The organism is Runella sp. SP2 (assembly GCF_003711225.1).
Classification (GTDB): domain Bacteria; phylum Bacteroidota; class Bacteroidia; order Cytophagales; family Spirosomataceae; genus Runella.
Genome location: NZ_CP031030.1, coordinates 1,172,722 through 1,188,634, shown reverse-complemented (window position 1 = coordinate 1,188,634; position 15,913 = coordinate 1,172,722). Strand labels below are relative to the sequence as shown.

The window sequence follows — 15,913 nt, the reverse complement described above, 5'->3', positions numbered from 1 at the left end:
TTTCAATGGATTATCGTAGTAACTCACAAATTTTCAAAAGCTGCGCCTCATTATCTTTTACATATTTTTCGGCAATCTCGCACAATGTATCAATATTGTCGGATGAGGCATCGTCCATGGCAGTGTTTTCTTCGGGTATTTCGATGTTTATGCGCTGGTACCTGGGTGTTCCGTCAGTCCAATCAGGAAGCAAATGTTGCATGGCATAATGCGTACTTTCGGCCACACTCTGCATAAACACACTCGTCAAGAGCGGCTGTAGCCATTTGGCAGTCCGCCACTTTTGCGCATCTTGCCCCGAAAACCGTTGTCGGTGCGTGCCTGTTCCGATAGAGAGCATATAAAATGGCAGGTCGTCGTCGGTAGCTGTCACTACGGCATCAAATGCTAAGGTACTCCTTGTTTTCCATAATTCTTTGGCTTCGGCGTAGGCCAAAATCGCTGGATTATTGGCAAAAACGCCACCATCCACAAAGGCAAAATCCTCGGTGCCTTTGCCCGTGAGTAGGTTAGGCTTAAAATAAGTTGGTGCCGCCGAAGTGGAACGAGCTATATCACGAATCAAAAAATTCTCTTTGGTTTGTTCGGTGTCGTGGTTCTTAGCCAATCGAGTTGAAAAAATAAAGGGTTTTCCTTCGGTTATGTCATAGGTCGTTATCAGTGCATTGGTCTTAGTCTCACTAAGTGTAGCATTCTTAAAATACTTGTCGAGTAGTTTTTCTAAGTTTTCGCTATCGTAGGGGTTGGCTGTCATTTCCTCAGGAAGTCCTTGAAAAATAGCCCCCAACACCGACAAAACGTCCTTACCTCTTTTTGCAAAAATCTGATTTCCATTACTTTTGTAGAGGTCGAGCATTTCTTCGGCATAGTATGGGTAACTATCGTTTGGTTTTTGAGTAGTTAAACCAAGCGTAATAATACCGCCAGTAGAGGTACCCGCTATCAAATCGAAGGTTTCGCAGAGGTTACCACCTAATTGGCTCTCTATAAACTTTAAAATGGTGCAGGGGATAACGCCTCTTATCCCTCCACCGTCAATAGACAAGATTTTGAGTTTAGATTTCATCCTATTGGTTTTTTAGTCACTGAAGTCAAAGATAGCAACAAAATTGAAACTTTAAGTATGAATACCAGCCATATTCAAGGCGATCAAAACATTGTCATTCAATCGGTAACAGATAGTACTTTGACCATCAACATCAATGGTGAACTGATGGAGGTCAAAAAGGATTTGGCTGAAATAAAAAAATTGATGCAAAGCCTTCAAATTCAACATATTCAGTCGGCTGATAAAATTTATAATATTGAAAACATTAACGAGGCAAACTTTGGTGCAATTACCAATAAAATCCCCCGCCTGCTCACCAACCCACCCTTCAACACCTACCTATTCATCGGCAGAGAAAACGACTTAAAAACTATTGAAGCCCAATACCAAGACCATAACCGCCTGCTTGTTTTGGTGAATGGCGAAGGCGGTATTGGCAAAACCACGTTGGCGGCAAAGTATTGGTATGCCCACGCAGACCGCTACAAACACTTAGCTTGGCTCTATGCCGATGTGGGTATTGGGGCGGCTTTGGTGACGCTGAAAAACGCTTTGGGCGTAGATTTTGAGAAAAATGATGATTTTGATGCGCAAATTCGCCGTATTACGGAGGCAATCAATAATTTGGACACACCCTGCTTGTTGGTATTCGACAATGCCAATAACGCTACTGATTTGAAAAAATATTACACCACGCTCCACCAATTCCCCAACTGCCATATCCTGCTGGCTTCGCGGGTGAGTCAAGTTGCGAATATGAAAGTGCACAAAGTCTTGCCTTTGACTGAAACAGAAGCCGTGACGTTGTTCAAATATTACTATCCAGCACTGCCCGATACCGACCTGCCAATGCTGCACGACCTTTTGAAAGCAGTGGGCTACAATACGCTGGTGACGGAAGTGTTGGCTAAAAATATGGCAGTGTTCAATCGTTTTTCGGTACGATATACATTGGCGGATTTGTTGCACGATTTACAGGCAAAGGGTTTGCTGGCACTCAAAAACAAAACGGTAGCGGTAGTCTATGGCAGCAACATTCTGCGCGAAGCCGAGCCCAAAGACATCATCGCTGCCATGTACGATTTATCCTCGTTGAACGACGCGGAGTGTTACATACTGAGCAATTTTGCGGTGCTACCTGCCGAAAATATTGCCTACACCCTGCTCGCTGCCTTGCTCAATGCTAATGAAGAAGCTTTAGAAACTCCCCTCAGCAGTCTGGAGGAAAAAGGTTGGCTTGAATACCGAAAAACTGACAATACCTTTAAAATCAGCCCTGTTATTCAAGAAGTGACACGCAGTAAAAATGCCGAACGTTTGCTCAATGACTGCCGAACTTTAGTCAATACCTTAATAACAGGACTGGACAATGACAACCGCCACACCGACAACTACCAACAGGCTGCTGTATTTGCCCGATTAGGCGCTCTGGTGATTTATACCTTGCCTTTTGATGACGATGTAGCTACTTTATGCCAAAATATCGGCGATTATCACAAAGACACAGGCAATTTGTACATGATGTTGCAATCTTACCAAAAAATGGTTGATATTCAAACTGCGTTGTGTGCTGCTGACCCCCATAATGCCCATTTCAAAAACGGCTTGGCAATTTCGTATGCAAAATTCGGCGAGATGTACAGCAGCTTGGGCAATTTGGACAAGGCGTTGGGATTTTTTGAAGATGCTTCCAGTATGGCAAAAGAACTCTACTCCGCCTATCCCCAGCAAGTGTCTTTCAAAAATGGCTTGGCGATTTCGTACTCTAAACTCGGAGAGACGCATAGCAGCTTGGGTAATTTGGATATCGCGTTGCGGTACTTTGAGGATGAAATAAAAATATTTGAAGAACTCTACGCCTCTTATCCCCAGCATATTGCTTTCAAAAACGGCTTAGCGATTTCGTATGAAAAACTCGGCGAAACGCTCAGTAGCTTGGGCAATTTGGACAAGGCTTTGTCTTTTTTTGAAAAAGACATTGAATTATCAAAAGAACTCTATTCCGCCTATCCGCAGAATGTGTCTTTCAAAAACAGCTTAGCCATTTCGTATGCAAGACTCGGCGATACACACGGGGCTTTGGGCAATTTGCCGAAGGCTTTGACTTTTGATGAAAAAGCAAATCAGACAATAAAAAAACTGCACGAATCCTATCCGCAAAATGTGGATTTTAAAAACGGCTTGGCCGTTTCATACTCCAAACTTGGCTCGACACACACAGCTTTGGGCAATTTGCCTAAGGCATTGACTTTTTTTGAAGAAATGTCAAAGTTGTTTGAAGAACTGCACGAATTCTATCCGCAAAATGTGAATTTCAAAAACGGCTTGGCCATTTCGTATGCGAAATTGGCGGAAACTAACAAGGCCAAAAAAGATAATAAAGAAGCCAAAGCTTATTTTCAAGAAGCAGAAAAACTTTGGAGTGAGTTGGTCAGAGATGCCCCTCAGTATGGGCAGTTTCGGCAGTTTTTGGAGGTGGTGCAACAGGATATAAAATCATTGGATTGAGTAACTCAGGATTAAGTAGTAAAGCAAAACTCCTAGAGTAATCCAAAGTAGCCTCGGTAGAGGCGCAACATTTGTAGTAGTAGCAGGAGTTTTTTTTATTTTTTGCTTCGGACGAGGTTGTCCGTGCGGAAGCATAGCCTATTGCTTTGTTATGCTTCTCCGAAGCAAAAGGATTCAAACTTTATGAACGGATTTCTCTACTCTACAAAGGTTACGCTTCGCCGAAGCGATGTAAACTACTAATACACTGGAATTTATGTGCAACTGATAAACTTACTATATCAGACCTTTTTCAAGATATATACATGCAATATGCTGAGAATCAACGACTCTGTAAAAGCAAAATCTGGTGTCAAAGACCCTGAAAACGAGCAATTTGACCTCGCAAACTGGCAGGGGCGCATCATCGAAATAAACGCTTCTAACGCCGCTGAAGTTTTGGTCACCATCGCTTGGGACAGCCTGACCCTCCGCGCTATGCCCAAGCAGTTTGTGGAAGAAAGCATCCGCGACGGCTTGGATTTTGCAGAAATGACCCTACTTGCAGATGAAGTGGAGTTGGTCGAAGCGCGAGACAATCCGCAAGATAGCAACGAGGTTGTTCAGGCATTAGAATCTGAAAATAGCTGGGCAGACTTGGGAGAACAGGGAAAACGTATTCAAGCTATCGAGGATGCCTGTGAACATGACTTCGCCCTCATAGAACATTGGTTCGAATACTTAGAAAACAATGTCGAGCTACCCGTAAAAGCCCAGTACATCGGCAATTCAAACCGAAACCTTCGCTTCGGAGCAGAAATTTTAATCAACGGTTTTGCGGATGCTGACGACCATTACGGGCTGATTGGTTCGGCTATTTACCAAAAACGTTGGCTGCAAGTGCCCCTCTGCGACTTGAAAGTTCTCGAAAGTAGTAAAAAAACAGAGGCTTTGGAGGACTATATCGTTTGGTTTGCTAATCACTAATCGGCACAAATATGGGATACTTCGCTCAAACGCACTTGTTTTGTATAGTTTAAGCGAAATATAAGATTGTATATTTCGCTTAAACGTACTTATTAGATGGTGTTTGAGCGAAGTATAACTCAAAACGTGCCTGCAAACTCACCGATGGCCTTCTCCTCAAAATTCCCTAATTTTGCACTCCATTCTTACAACGGATAGATATTGAGATGAAAAAGAAAGTTGAGATTCTTGCTCCTGCCAAAAACCTGTACCAAGGAATGGCCGCTATCAATGCAGGGGCAGATGCTGTATATATTGGCGCACCGCAGTTTGGAGCCCGAACCAACGCCACCAACTCGGTCGAGGACATTGCTGACATGGTGCGCTACGCCCACCTTTTTAAGGCAAAGGTGTTTGTCGTTATCAATACCATTTTGTACGACGAAGAACTGGCCACTTGCCAAAAACTGATTCACGAATTGTACAAAATTGGCGTGGATGCACTCATCATCCAAGACATGGCCATCTTGGAAATGGATTTGCCACCTATCGTGATTCACGCCAGTACGCAGGCCAACAACCGCGACGCCAAGCACGTCAAATTTTTGGCCGATGCAGGCATGAAACGCGCCGTATTGGCCAGAGAACTCAACTTGGACCAAATCCGCGAAATCCACGAGGCTACCGACATCGAATTGGAGTTCTTTGTGTCGGGGGCGTTGTGCGTGTCGTTCAGCGGCAACTGCTACATGAGCGTGGCCAATGGCGAGCGAAGTGCCAACCGTGGTTCTTGCGCCCAAAACTGCCGCTTACCCTACCAACTCATTGACGGAAAGGGAGAAACGTTGATTTCCAACAGCCATTTGTTGTCCATCAAAGACTTGGATTTGAGTGACCAACTGCCCAATTTGATTGAAGCGGGTATCACTTCCTTCAAAATCGAAGGTCGTTTGAAAGACATCGTTTATGTAAAAAATAACACGTCGTTTTTGCGTCAAAAATTAGACGCATTTTTGGCCGAAAACGGCGACAAGTACGAAAAAGCCTCTTCGGGCCGCACGTTCTACAACTTTGAACCGCAAATGGACCGAAGTTTCAACCGAGGTTATACCGATTATTTTGTCAATAAAAGAAAGGAAAAGATTGGCTCGTGGGAAAGCCCGAAATCGCAAGGGCAGTACATTGGTAAACTGTTGGAAATCAAAGGAAAGGGCTACGTGATTGAGAATTTTGAAGAACTCAACAACGGCGACGGCCTCTACTTTATCAACGAAGAAGGCGTGGCCGACGGGGTTCAAATCAACGTCATTTTCAATAACCTCGTCATTCCAAACACCTTTAAACCACTTCCTGTGGGAACGGTCATTTATCGAAATTCGGATGCGGAATTCAATAAAATGGTGGAAAAAGAAAACAGTGCGGTGCGCAAAATTGGCGTTTCGTTGTATTTTTCTGAAACCGCCGAGGGCTTTCAGCTACTCGCCATCGACGAAGACGGACACCAACACAGCTCGACGCTCACCATCGCCAAAGAACTAGCGCGAACGGAAGAATCGGTGATTCCGAACATCAAAAAGAACTTAGCAAAAACGGGTAATACGCCTTTTGAAGTGGACACGATGGAAGTAGCGTTTAGCCAAAACTGGTTTTTACCTACGTCAAAAGTCAACGAAATCCGCCGCGAGGTGCTTGAAGAATTGGCCGAGATTCGGGTGCGAGATTACCACCGCGAAACGTTTCAAATCGAAAAAACGACCCACCCCTACCCCGTTCAAAAGCTTGACTTCATGTACAATGTGGCCAATCACATGGCGCGGGAGTTTTACCAACGTCATGGCGTGACGGAAATCGAAAAGGCGTTTGAATTACAATGGGATCCAGGCAAATCGCGGGTGATGACCACCAAGTACTGCGTCAAGTATGAGTTGGGCAAATGTGCGCGGTTCCAACGGGCGACCATGGGCGAAAAATTGACCGAGCCGCTCACCCTAAAACACGGCGAAGTGGAATACAAATTGCGGTTTAATTGCAAGCCCTGCGAAATGGAAATTTGGGAAAAAGATGCCGAGTTGGAATACGAGGACGAAGACCAACAATTGGGCTATATTGAAAAATGGTAAATCACAAGGAAGCCCTGAGTGTGAGATAAAACGGCACCTCAATGTATTCCTTGGAATTGTTGAGAATCAGCTCAGCGGTTTTTTGTCCCATCAACTCAAAATCGGCCGAAATGGTCGTAATTCCGTCGAGGATAATGCGCTTGAGGGGGGTCTCGTTGTAAGAAATGATGCCCACCTCTTGCCCTACTTTTAGCTTGGAGGCCAACGCCTTCTCAACCAGCACAATCAGGTCGTTCTCGGTAATACTGATATACACTTCTCCCGCCCGAATCGGCTCATTCACAATACCGCTTATTACCTCAAAATCAAAGGAATACTGATGGCAAAACAGCGACAAGCCTTCCAATATTTCTTTGGGATGGTGGGATTCTTGTGGGAAAATAATGTTGATTTTTTGGTACTTCGACAAGGCTTCTAACGCTTGTTCGAGGGCGTTGTAAATATCCTTTTCAAAGTTTTGGCACACCGAACCGTACTTCCCCTTTATTCCCGAAATCGGCTTATCTACAACAATCACCTTCTCGCGCGGAATGGTATCATTGATGACTTCGTGGGCTTTCTCTCCCCCCTCCGTAAAGTGCGGAATGATGACGTAATGCGTGTAGTCGTGGCTATTAGTTTGGAGGAGTTTTTTGAAATAATTGAAGTCGTTGTTATAAATGTAAAAATCAATCGTAACGCGCTCTCCCAACGACGACACCAAGGCATCGTAAATCAGTTTTTTGTGCGCGTTCAGTTTATTGACCAACAAAAAAATCTTTGGATGCGGATGAATCACCGTGCTTTTGACAAAATATCCTTTGCCAGGAACGGAGTCAAGCATCCCAATTTTTTTGAGGTACTTGTACCCTTTTTCGGCCGTATCGCGCGAAATATCCGATTCAAAACTCAGCTCGTTGATTGAAGGCAAAATCTCGTCCTTTTCCAATTCACCTTTGCTAATAGCTGTCAAAATGGAATTGGCTACTTGTAAATATTTAGGCGTTGCCGAGTGACAATCTACGGAAATGAGTTCGGTTAAAGGTCTTTTTTTCATTGCATTTTTACGTTGGTCAACCAACCTTCATAATCCCCTACAATGGTAAGATTATCAAAATTGGGTTCAAGGTACGTTTTATTGCTGTGCAACTGCGCAATTTCCTCTATCGACGCCCAAAGCCCACTCCCAAGGCCCGACAAATAGGCTGCTCCCAAGGCCGAAACGTCGGCAAGACCGATGGTAGCGACGGGTTTTGCCAACAAATCGGCCAAAAATTGAACCACAAAACCGTTGGAAGTCATTCCTCCGTCCACCATCAACTCTTTTAAATCAACTTCGGTATCCGATTCCATCGCCGAAATAATGTCCTTAATTTGGTACGGAATCGACTCCAACGCCGCCCGAACGATGTGGTTTTTGGAACTCCCAAACGTCAAGCCCGTAATCGACGCTTTGCGTTTCATGTTCCAATGGGGAGCGCCCAAACCGCTAAACGCTGGCACAAGATACACCCCGCCGTTGTTTTCTACCGCCCGTGCCATGGCCTCAGTTTCGCGACTGTCTTGTATCAATCCCAGTTCGTTTTTGAGCCATTCGATGGTTGCACCGCACGTTACAATAACGCCTTCTAAGGCATAATCTACTCGTCCTTCTACGCTCCAACAAACCGTCGTCATCATTCCTTGGGTCGAGTTTTTACGCTCGCTGCCCACGTTCATCAAAATCGAACAGCCTGTTCCCAAGGTAGCTTTGGCCGTCCCCGATGAAAAACAACCTTCCCCGAACGCCGCCGCGTGGCTGTCGCCTATCATGGCGGTAATGGCTACGGGAGTGTCGAAAAGTCCTTCAAAATCGGAGCTACCGAACGCAAATGCCGAGGGTTTAGCTTCGGGCAAACGGAGGTTAGCAAGTCCAAATGCTTCCAGCAGCTCGGCATCCCACGCAAGGGTATCTAAGTTAAAAAATAACGTGCGAGAAGCATTGGTATAATCCGTCAAAAACTGTCGCCCTTGGGTGAGTTTGAACAACAGCCACGTATCGACCGTTCCAAAATGCGCACGCCCTTCGATGATAGCGGTTTTGACGATTTCCACGTTTTTGTTGAGCCACATTACTTTTGTTCCCGAAAAATAAGGGTCAATAATCAACCCCGTTTTCGCGCGCACATCTTCTTCTAACCCTTTGTTTTTCAGTGATTCACAAACTTGCACGGAGCGTTTACATTGCCATATCACGGCATTATGCAGCGGCTGTCCGTTTTCATCCCAAAGCACAAACGTTTCGCGTTGGTTTGAAATGCCCACCGACTGAATCTCAGACGGTTCGCCCCCTTTTGATATAAACTCCGCCACGCACTTCCGCACTGAAGTGAGCACGTTTTGATAGATTTCTTCGGGGTCTTGCTCAGCAAAACCTTCGCCAAAATAATGCGTTTTTAATGGTTCTGACGCCCGTGCAACGGCGTTTCCTGCTGCGTCAAAAATCAACGTTTTGGTACTACTCGTGCCTTGGTCGATGGAGAGAATAAGCCCCCCACCCCCCAATGGGGGAGTTAATATACTATCTTTCATTTTTGGAATTTGCTTTATCAATAATGACGGCCAACAAAATCACGAAGCCTTTGACCACCTGCTGCCAAAAAGGTGAGACGTTGAGCAACACCAATCCGTTGTTCAACACACCGATAATGATAGCGCCCAGCACCGTTCCCCAAATGCTTCCTTTTCCGCCCGAAAGCGATGTGCCGCCAATGACCACCGCCGCAATTGAGTCCAGTTCGTAGCCCGTTCCTGCGTTGGGTTGAGCCGAATCGAGGCGCGAAGTTACCATGAGTCCGCCTACCGCCGCTAGCCCTCCCGCAATGGTATAAACAATGATTTTGACTTTATTAATGTTAATTCCCGACAAAAGCGAAGCATTTTCGTTGCCGCCGATGGCGTAGATGTAGCGTCCTAACTTGGTTTTGTCCGATAAAAAAACCGCCAACGCCACCACCCCCGCGCTGATCCAAACAGGAACGGGGACACCTAAAAACCAGCCCGTTCCCATGTAGGCAAACTGCTCGCCCAAGCCACTGATGGGAAAGCCTTTGGTCCAAAGCATGGTAAGACCGCGAGCGACGGTCAACATGGCCAACGTAGCCACAAAAGAGGGGACTTTGAAGCGGGTAATGACAAAACCGTTGAAAAACCCTAACAACGCGCCCGTCAGAACTCCCGCTAACGAAGCCCCCAAAAGTGTGAATCCAATGTAAAGATTTTGAGAATGCAGTTCGATGCCCATTTTAAACAAACCCGCTGTAATCGCCCCGCACAAGGCCAAAACCGAACCCACCGACAGGTCAATTCCTGCCATTAGCACCACGAGGGTCATGCCCACCGACAAGCAAATGTTGACGGAGATTTGGCGAAGGACGTTCCAAAAATTAGAAACTGTAAAAAATTTGTCGGACAACAACCCGATGATGAGGCACAACACAAAGAGTGCAATCAGGGGTTGTAGCTTGGATAAACGCTGTTTTTGAGTTTCAAGGGTCGTTTGCATATTTTTTCTTTTGTGACTCTCCACTTATTTCTTGGGTGTATGAATAAATGTAAGATTTAATGACATTCATTCTAAAACACATAGAACTCAATAGAATAAACACATAGAAAATAGAGAAAAAAACTTTGTTTTCTATGTGAAAAATCTAGGTGAGCTATGTGGTCACTCTGTACACTTTATTTCTTCGAAATGGCTGCTTTTAAAAGTTTGTCTTCGGTGGCGTTTTCGATGGACGTTTCCAGAGTCAATGTTCCTTCTGACAGCACTAAAACGCGGTCCGAAACCGCAAAAATTTCGGGGAGTTCAGAGGAAACCATCAAAATCCCCAATCCCGACGCCGCCAACTGAAGTATCAACTTATAAATCTCGCTTTTGGCGTGTACGTCAATGCCGCGCGTGGGCTCGTCGAGAAGCAAAATTTTGGGATGCGTGGCCAACCATTTTCCCAAAATCGCCTTCTGTTGGTTTCCGCCGCTGAGGTTTTTAATCAATTGCCCCGACGACGAGGTTTTTATTCCTAATTCTTGAATATACTTGGTCGCCAATTGCGTCTCGGCTTGGGTGTTCAGTACGCCATTTTTCTCGACATGGTATGCCAACGACGCCAAGCTGATGTTTTGCTGTACGTTCATGATGGGCACAATGCCGTCTCGTTTTCGGTCTTCGGGTACCAACGCCAATCCTGCTTTTACGGACTCAACGGGCGAGGTAATTTTTACTTCTTTGCCCTCAATTCGCACCGTACCCGTGGTCAAGGAAGGATATAGGCCAAAAAGTGCCTCAAAAAGCTCCGTTCTCCCCGCTCCCATCAAGCCAAAAATGCCCAAAATTTCGCCCCGTTTGAGCGTAAACGACAGGTTATCAAGCACCCGTTCAGGGCGTTTAGCTGCGCGCTTGAGCGAAAAATCTTGTACACCCAACAACTCATCTTGAGACACCGACAACGGAGGTTTTTGATGCACAAAAATCTCCCTCCCTACCATTTTTTGAATCAATTGATCGTGGTTCATCCCTGCCATTTCGCCCGACTCAATCGACTTACCATCGCGCAGCACAATGTAGCGGTCAGCAATCCGAAACAGCTCGTCGAGCTTGTGCGAAATGTAGGCAATGGTTTTATTTTCTTGCTTCAACTCATTGATGATGTCAAACAACGTCTCCACTTCTTGGTCGGTAATGGCCGAGGTGGGTTCGTCCATGATAATCACTTGAGGGTTGAGCAAGAGCGCTTTGGCAATTTCAACCAATTGCTGTTGCCCTACTTTCAACTCATTAATTTTTGTTTCAGGAGCAACGTCGAGTTTGAGTTTTTGGAGCAACTCCGTGGTCGTCTGGCGCATTTTTTTCTTGTCCAACGTCCCCCAAATCGTCTCAATTTCTTGTCCCAAAAAAATGTTTTCCGTGATGCTCAGGTACGGAATCAGGTTAAGTTCTTGGTGAATGATGGCGATTCCTGCTTCTTGGGCTTCTTTGGTACTTGAAAAGCGAACGGGACGTCCGTTCCACAGAAGTTGCCCTTCATAGGTTGGATAGACGCCCGAAAGGATTTTCATCAACGTGGACTTTCCCGCGCCATTTTCCCCCAAAATAGCATTGACTTTGCCCTCGTGGAGTTCGAGGCAAACGTTGTCGAGGGCCGTGACGCCCGAAAATCGCTTGGTAATGTTTTCGGCAACTAACATATAAAACCTATTGCGGTAATTTATTTTAACGACGCAGGGACAACTTCAATCTCAGCCAAATTCAGGTGTTCTTTATTGAGTGCAATCGCTCCCGCAAACTGTACGGTATCCCCTACTTTGGCTTTGGGACGAAACGGAAATACCACCGACGCCCGAATGAGTTTATTGAGTTCGGACGAGACGTTGTTGATGTCGGCCGTTTTGGTAAATTTTGTAATGTCAAACTCCCCAGAGGCATCCCGCAAAGCATTGCCGTAAATAAACTCCATGGCAAGCGTCAACTGCTGTTTTGGGGTCTGAATCGTCAGGTCGTTTTCGTTGATTTTGGTAATGGTTCCTTGACCTTTCACCAAAAAATAACGGATGTTACCAATCGCCGTCGCGTGCGAATAAGTATCAAACGCCTTGTTTTTATCGGTCGAAAGCAAGGTTGTGAGTTCGTCAATATCAGGAGCGGTAGCCAGTTTTGGCGTAAGCTGTTTTTCCAAAAAAGTTTTGGCAAAAGCGGCGGCATCAAACTTCCCCGAAGCCTCGGCTTTCACTTCGTCCAACTTCCTAAAATACACCGAATTGTATGCCAAAAGTAGCAACACTACGCTCCCAATTCCGTACTTGAGCCAGACAGAAGTTTTATTGTTCTTTTTTTCCAAAAGCGGCATAGTTTTCGATGTTCTTTTTGGTGACTAATTCCACAGCTACGGGTAGTTTTTGGGCAAATTCACGTTTGCCTTTCAAATATTCGTCGGCATAAATGGCAGCCGTTTGGGCCATTACTTTCGGAAACTGCATCCCCGTCGCCACGATTTTTCCGTCCTTAATGGCCGAAACCACGTCATCGGCCCCGTCAAAGCCAAATACTTTTACTTTGCTGGCTTTTCCCGCTGCCGCAAGGGCTTGGTAGGCTCCCATCGCCATGGCGTCGTTGCCACAAAAAACGGCGTCAATGTTGGGATTCGCCTGTAAAATCGACTCCATGACGTCCATGGCTTTATTTCGGTCAAAATCGGCACTTTGTTGCGCCACCATTTTGAGGCTTGGATAGTTGTCAACCACGCTGTGAAACCCTTGTGAACGCGCCCACGTATTGTTGTCGCCCACCAGTCCAAGCAGCTCGACGTACGTGCCTTTTTTATTGGTTTGTTGCACAAAAAGCTTGGCCAATTCTACACAGCCCGAATAGCTATCCGACAAAATTTGTGATGTAGCGGCATCGGTGGCGTTGATTTCACGATCCATACAAAACACAGGAACGCCCGCGGCTTTGGCTTTGCGCACATTTACGACCGAGCCTTCGGCATCCGTGGGGTTAAACAAAACGGCACTGTACCCCGACACCAACGCATTTTCAAAGTGGTCGGATTCTAACGCCGTGTTGTTTTGAGAATCAAAAATTTTGGTTTCGTAGCCCAATTCTTTGGCTTTGGCGGCGGCATTGTCGGCCAAAAACACAAACCAAGGATTGTTGAGGGTCGAAATGATAATCGCCATCTTTTTCGGGGCGTTTGAATCTTTTTTCTCCGAACAACCCACAAGTAGCAGAAACAGAAAAAAGCCCCCTAATCGAAGCATAAGCCATGCAGTACTTTTTTCGGACACAGAGTTTCTCGGAGTTTGGCACGGAGTAACACGGAGGCTTACTTGCTGGATGACGCTCGTTATTTTTTTCTGATGAAACATACACTCATTGTTTAAGGAAAAACAGTCACAATTACCCGTTGATAACGCGTCAGGGCAGGCGTGCCATTATCAGTGACAGCCAACACAATATGGATAGTTTCGGGTTGGGTCACTTTGGGAGCGACAAACGATGTCTCCGCTTTCTTGCGGTCGGTGAGCTGAATGCCATTTTTGTTTCCGTACGTGCCAGGTTCGGCATAATACATCCAATCATAACGCAAACTATTGCCGTCGGGGTCGGTGCTGCCTTGGGCGCTCAATTGTACTTTTTCGCCACTTTTTGCTTTGAGCAAGTTGGCATGGCCCAATTTCGCCACGGGCGGGTGATTTGCTTCTTTGTAAGGCTTTACGCACCAGTCCATTCGGGCCGCAAAATCGTACTGATACGCCTCGCGCCAGCGCCAAATCGTGGCTTGATTTCCTGTATGGTAAACGCTATCAGCGCCCAACACTTCGTCCACGGCATCGGCCCACATCGGGCGGGTTTCGGGTTCGTAAAACCATTTTTGGGTACGTGGGGTATAAAACTCATAACGCCCGCCCCAGTTGCCCCAATTGGGATGCTCGGGGTCGCTTAGGCCGTTTTCCATTAAGTATAAAAACGTAGGGGTATCGCCTTCCATCAAAAACTTCACGGCAGGGTATTCCTCGCCCAACGGCCCGTGGTTTTTGCGGATGTGTTGCTCCAACCAGGGATTATCAACAATGCTAAAGTTACCTCCTGAAAAACGTCCGTGAAATTTATCGCCGCTGATGCCCGTCCACGTAGAATAGTGGTACGCTCCGTTGGCGTGAAACCCTGGACTCGCGATGTAAAACAACTGCGGGAAGTTTTTGCGAATCCACGGCCCCGTGTCGTCTTGGTCGGAAATGGTATAAACCCGAAGTTTGGCCACAAACTTAGCCACTTCGTCGGGCGTGCGGGTCATTTTTACTTTCCAAAGGGCTTGCGCGAGGCAATTGGCACCGCCCCAAACGGGTATCCACAACGGGCGCGGATCGGCTTTATCGGCCTGACGAATAATCCATTCGGAGCCTTCCGAATCTTTCCCTTCGCCAATGGCTTCCATGCCAAATTTAGGCAGGCCTGATTTGATAATGCTCAACAAATAGCTGGTTTCGGGAAAACCTTTTTCGTGCAAAAGCAGGTTGCTACGCACTTTGTCGTAGGCATTGACAATCTTCCGAATGCTTTCGGGAGCGACACGTTCGCGCTGATGAACGGAGGTCGTGGCGACGATGCCCTCAATGTCCCATTGATTGGAATAAACCAAAAACCGCACCATCGACTCAGTGTCGTCGGGTTCGTTTTCGATGTCGGTCAGCACCAATACACGCCTTTTTTCGGGTGATTGAGCGTAGAGTTGCAGAGTAAGCGACAGGGTTAGAAATAACAAAAGGCGTTTCATGTCAAGGTGTTTAGGAGTGTTTTTACTCGTGAGGCAATCCCACTTTCCGAAATTCCGTAATGATTCAAAATTTCCACTTGTGAGCCCGTAACGGTGTATTCGTCGGGGATGCCGAGAATATCAAACGGTTTGTGGTAACGATTTTTCAGCAACCACGACGCGCACGCTTCACCCAAACCTCCATTCACGCTATGTTCTTCTACGGTCAGGATGGCTTTACATTCAAGAGCAAGTTCGGACAATAATTTTTCATCCAAAGGCTTGATGGTGTGCATACTTACTACCGTGGCTTCGATTCCATTTTCAGTCGCTAATTTTCGGGCGGCTTGCAGGGCGGGAAACACCGTTTCGCCATTGGCAATAATGGCCACGTCGCTCCCCCGTCGAATTACGCGTCCTTTGCCGATTTGGAAAGTTGTTTCGCCTGTCTCGTCCAACAAAGGCATGGGTTTCTTGCCAAAACGCAGGTAATACGGCTGCTCCGATGCGGCTACTTGCTGTACTGCCTGAGTGGTTTCAAAGCTATCGGCGGGGACAACAATCGTCATGTTATGAATGGCACGAAGCACTGCAAAATCGTGCAAACTATGGTGCGTCGAACCCAACGCTCCGTAACTCACTCCCGCGCTGATTCCGATGAGTTTCACGGGGTTATTGGAGTAGGCCACGTCGTTTTTGATTTGTTCCAGCGCTCGTGCGGTTAAAAAACAAGCAGGAGACACGGCAAATACTTTTTTTCCTGCCGAGGCCAATCCCGCTGCCATGCCTACTAAGTTTTGTTCGGCAATCCCTACTTCGACAATTTGCGCGGGGTATTTTTTACCAAACGGCACCAATTTCCCCGAACCGCGCGAATCGCTGGTAACGACCACGATGTTGCGGTCGGTCGCGGCCAATTCTTGGAGTGTTGCGGAAAACACGTCTTGATTGGCAGCCCCCGTACCCCCAATGGGGGCTTTTAGTATTTCATTACCCATTTTATTTAATCAATATTTTATGCT

Annotated in this window: 12 protein-coding genes; 3 read left to right on the top strand and 9 right to left on the bottom strand. The window is 46.4% G+C overall.

Annotated elements, in window-relative coordinates; translation table 11 throughout:
- Nucleotides 1-10 precede the first annotated feature (10 nt).
- Nucleotides 11-1,066, bottom strand: coding sequence for a CBASS cGAMP-activated phospholipase (locus DTQ70_RS04985; protein WP_122929785.1), 1,056 nt, complete (start codon nt 1,064-1,066; stop codon nt 11-13).
- Between the two features lie 57 nt (nt 1,067-1,123).
- On the opposite strand from DTQ70_RS04985, the gene DTQ70_RS04980 reads away from it, so the two are divergent.
- From DTQ70_RS04980 to DTQ70_RS04970, 3 genes are all read left to right on the top strand, one after another.
- Entirely contained in the window at nt 1,124-3,556 is a 2,433-nt protein-coding gene (locus DTQ70_RS04980) for an ATP-binding protein (RefSeq protein WP_122929784.1), read from the top strand.
- 312 nt (nt 3,557-3,868) lie between these two features.
- Entirely contained in the window at nt 3,869-4,522 is a 654-nt protein-coding gene (locus DTQ70_RS04975) for a calcium-binding protein (RefSeq protein WP_122929783.1), read from the top strand.
- Nucleotides 4,523-4,728: 206 nt separating this feature from the next.
- Nucleotides 4,729-6,621: a U32 family peptidase gene (locus DTQ70_RS04970; RefSeq protein WP_122929782.1), complete on the top strand. Its 1,893-nt coding sequence runs from the start codon at nt 4,729-4,731 to the stop codon at nt 6,619-6,621.
- A gap of 1 nt (nt 6,622) precedes the next feature.
- Here DTQ70_RS04970 and DTQ70_RS04965 read toward each other — a convergent pair whose 3' ends face one another.
- The 8 genes from DTQ70_RS04965 to DTQ70_RS04930 form a co-directional block, all read right to left on the bottom strand.
- On the bottom strand, nt 6,623-7,657 hold the full coding sequence (locus DTQ70_RS04965) for a GntR family transcriptional regulator (RefSeq protein WP_122934276.1): 1,035 nt from the start codon (nt 7,655-7,657) through the stop codon (nt 6,623-6,625).
- Nucleotides 7,654-9,171, bottom strand: a complete 1,518-nt coding sequence (locus DTQ70_RS04960; protein WP_122929781.1) for a glycerol kinase GlpK — start codon at nt 9,169-9,171, stop codon at nt 7,654-7,656. Before DTQ70_RS04960 ends, DTQ70_RS04965 begins: the two co-directional genes overlap by 4 nt.
- The gene (locus DTQ70_RS04955) at nt 9,161-10,144 is read right to left on the bottom strand and encodes an ABC transporter permease (RefSeq protein ID WP_122934275.1); all 984 of its coding nucleotides are present in this window, start codon (nt 10,142-10,144) and stop codon (nt 9,161-9,163) included. Before DTQ70_RS04955 ends, DTQ70_RS04960 begins: the two co-directional genes overlap by 11 nt.
- A 176-nt stretch (nt 10,145-10,320) precedes the next feature.
- A complete protein-coding gene (locus tag DTQ70_RS04950) occupies nt 10,321-11,826 on the bottom strand; it encodes a sugar ABC transporter ATP-binding protein (protein ID WP_122929780.1) in 1,506 nt (501 codons plus the stop codon).
- Between the two features lie 20 nt (nt 11,827-11,846).
- Entirely contained in the window at nt 11,847-12,476 is a 630-nt protein-coding gene (locus tag DTQ70_RS04945) for a DUF2291 domain-containing protein (protein WP_229600074.1), read from the bottom strand.
- Complete coding sequence (locus DTQ70_RS04940; RefSeq protein WP_310588020.1) at nt 12,457-13,503, bottom strand: D-ribose ABC transporter substrate-binding protein; 1,047 nt, start codon at nt 13,501-13,503, stop codon at nt 12,457-12,459. The genes DTQ70_RS04945 and DTQ70_RS04940 overlap by 20 nt, the downstream gene beginning before the upstream one ends.
- A gap of 11 nt (nt 13,504-13,514) precedes the next feature.
- On the bottom strand, nt 13,515-14,912 hold the full coding sequence (locus DTQ70_RS04935) for a DUF1593 domain-containing protein (protein ID WP_122929777.1): 1,398 nt from the start codon (nt 14,910-14,912) through the stop codon (nt 13,515-13,517).
- Nucleotides 14,909-15,889: a transketolase family protein gene (locus tag DTQ70_RS04930; RefSeq protein WP_122929776.1), complete on the bottom strand. Its 981-nt coding sequence runs from the start codon at nt 15,887-15,889 to the stop codon at nt 14,909-14,911. Before DTQ70_RS04930 ends, DTQ70_RS04935 begins: the two co-directional genes overlap by 4 nt.
- Nucleotides 15,890-15,913 lie beyond the last annotated feature (24 nt).

Excerpts from the sequence above, each read along its gene's own strand:
- DTQ70_RS04985 (WP_122929785.1), bottom strand. The coding sequence starts at position 1,066 with ATGAAATCTAAACTCAAAATCTTGTCTATTGACGGTGGAGGGATAAGA.
- DTQ70_RS04980 (WP_122929784.1), top strand. The coding sequence starts at position 1,124 with ATGAATACCAGCCATATTCAAGGCGATCAAAACATTGTCATTCAATCG.
- DTQ70_RS04975 (WP_122929783.1), top strand. The coding sequence starts at position 3,869 with ATGCTGAGAATCAACGACTCTGTAAAAGCAAAATCTGGTGTCAAAGAC.
- DTQ70_RS04970 (WP_122929782.1), top strand. The coding sequence starts at position 4,729 with ATGAAAAAGAAAGTTGAGATTCTTGCTCCTGCCAAAAACCTGTACCAA.
- DTQ70_RS04965 (WP_122934276.1), bottom strand. The coding sequence starts at position 7,657 with ATGAAAAAAAGACCTTTAACCGAACTCATTTCCGTAGATTGTCACTCG.
- DTQ70_RS04960 (WP_122929781.1), bottom strand. The coding sequence starts at position 9,171 with ATGAAAGATAGTATATTAACTCCCCCATTGGGGGGTGGGGGGCTTATT.
- DTQ70_RS04955 (WP_122934275.1), bottom strand. The coding sequence starts at position 10,144 with ATGCAAACGACCCTTGAAACTCAAAAACAGCGTTTATCCAAGCTACAA.
- DTQ70_RS04950 (WP_122929780.1), bottom strand. The coding sequence starts at position 11,826 with ATGTTAGTTGCCGAAAACATTACCAAGCGATTTTCGGGCGTCACGGCC.
- DTQ70_RS04940 (WP_310588020.1), bottom strand. The coding sequence starts at position 13,503 with ATGTTTCATCAGAAAAAAATAACGAGCGTCATCCAGCAAGTAAGCCTC.
- DTQ70_RS04935 (WP_122929777.1), bottom strand. The coding sequence starts at position 14,912 with ATGAAACGCCTTTTGTTATTTCTAACCCTGTCGCTTACTCTGCAACTC.
- DTQ70_RS04930 (WP_122929776.1), bottom strand. The coding sequence starts at position 15,889 with ATGGGTAATGAAATACTAAAAGCCCCCATTGGGGGTACGGGGGCTGCC.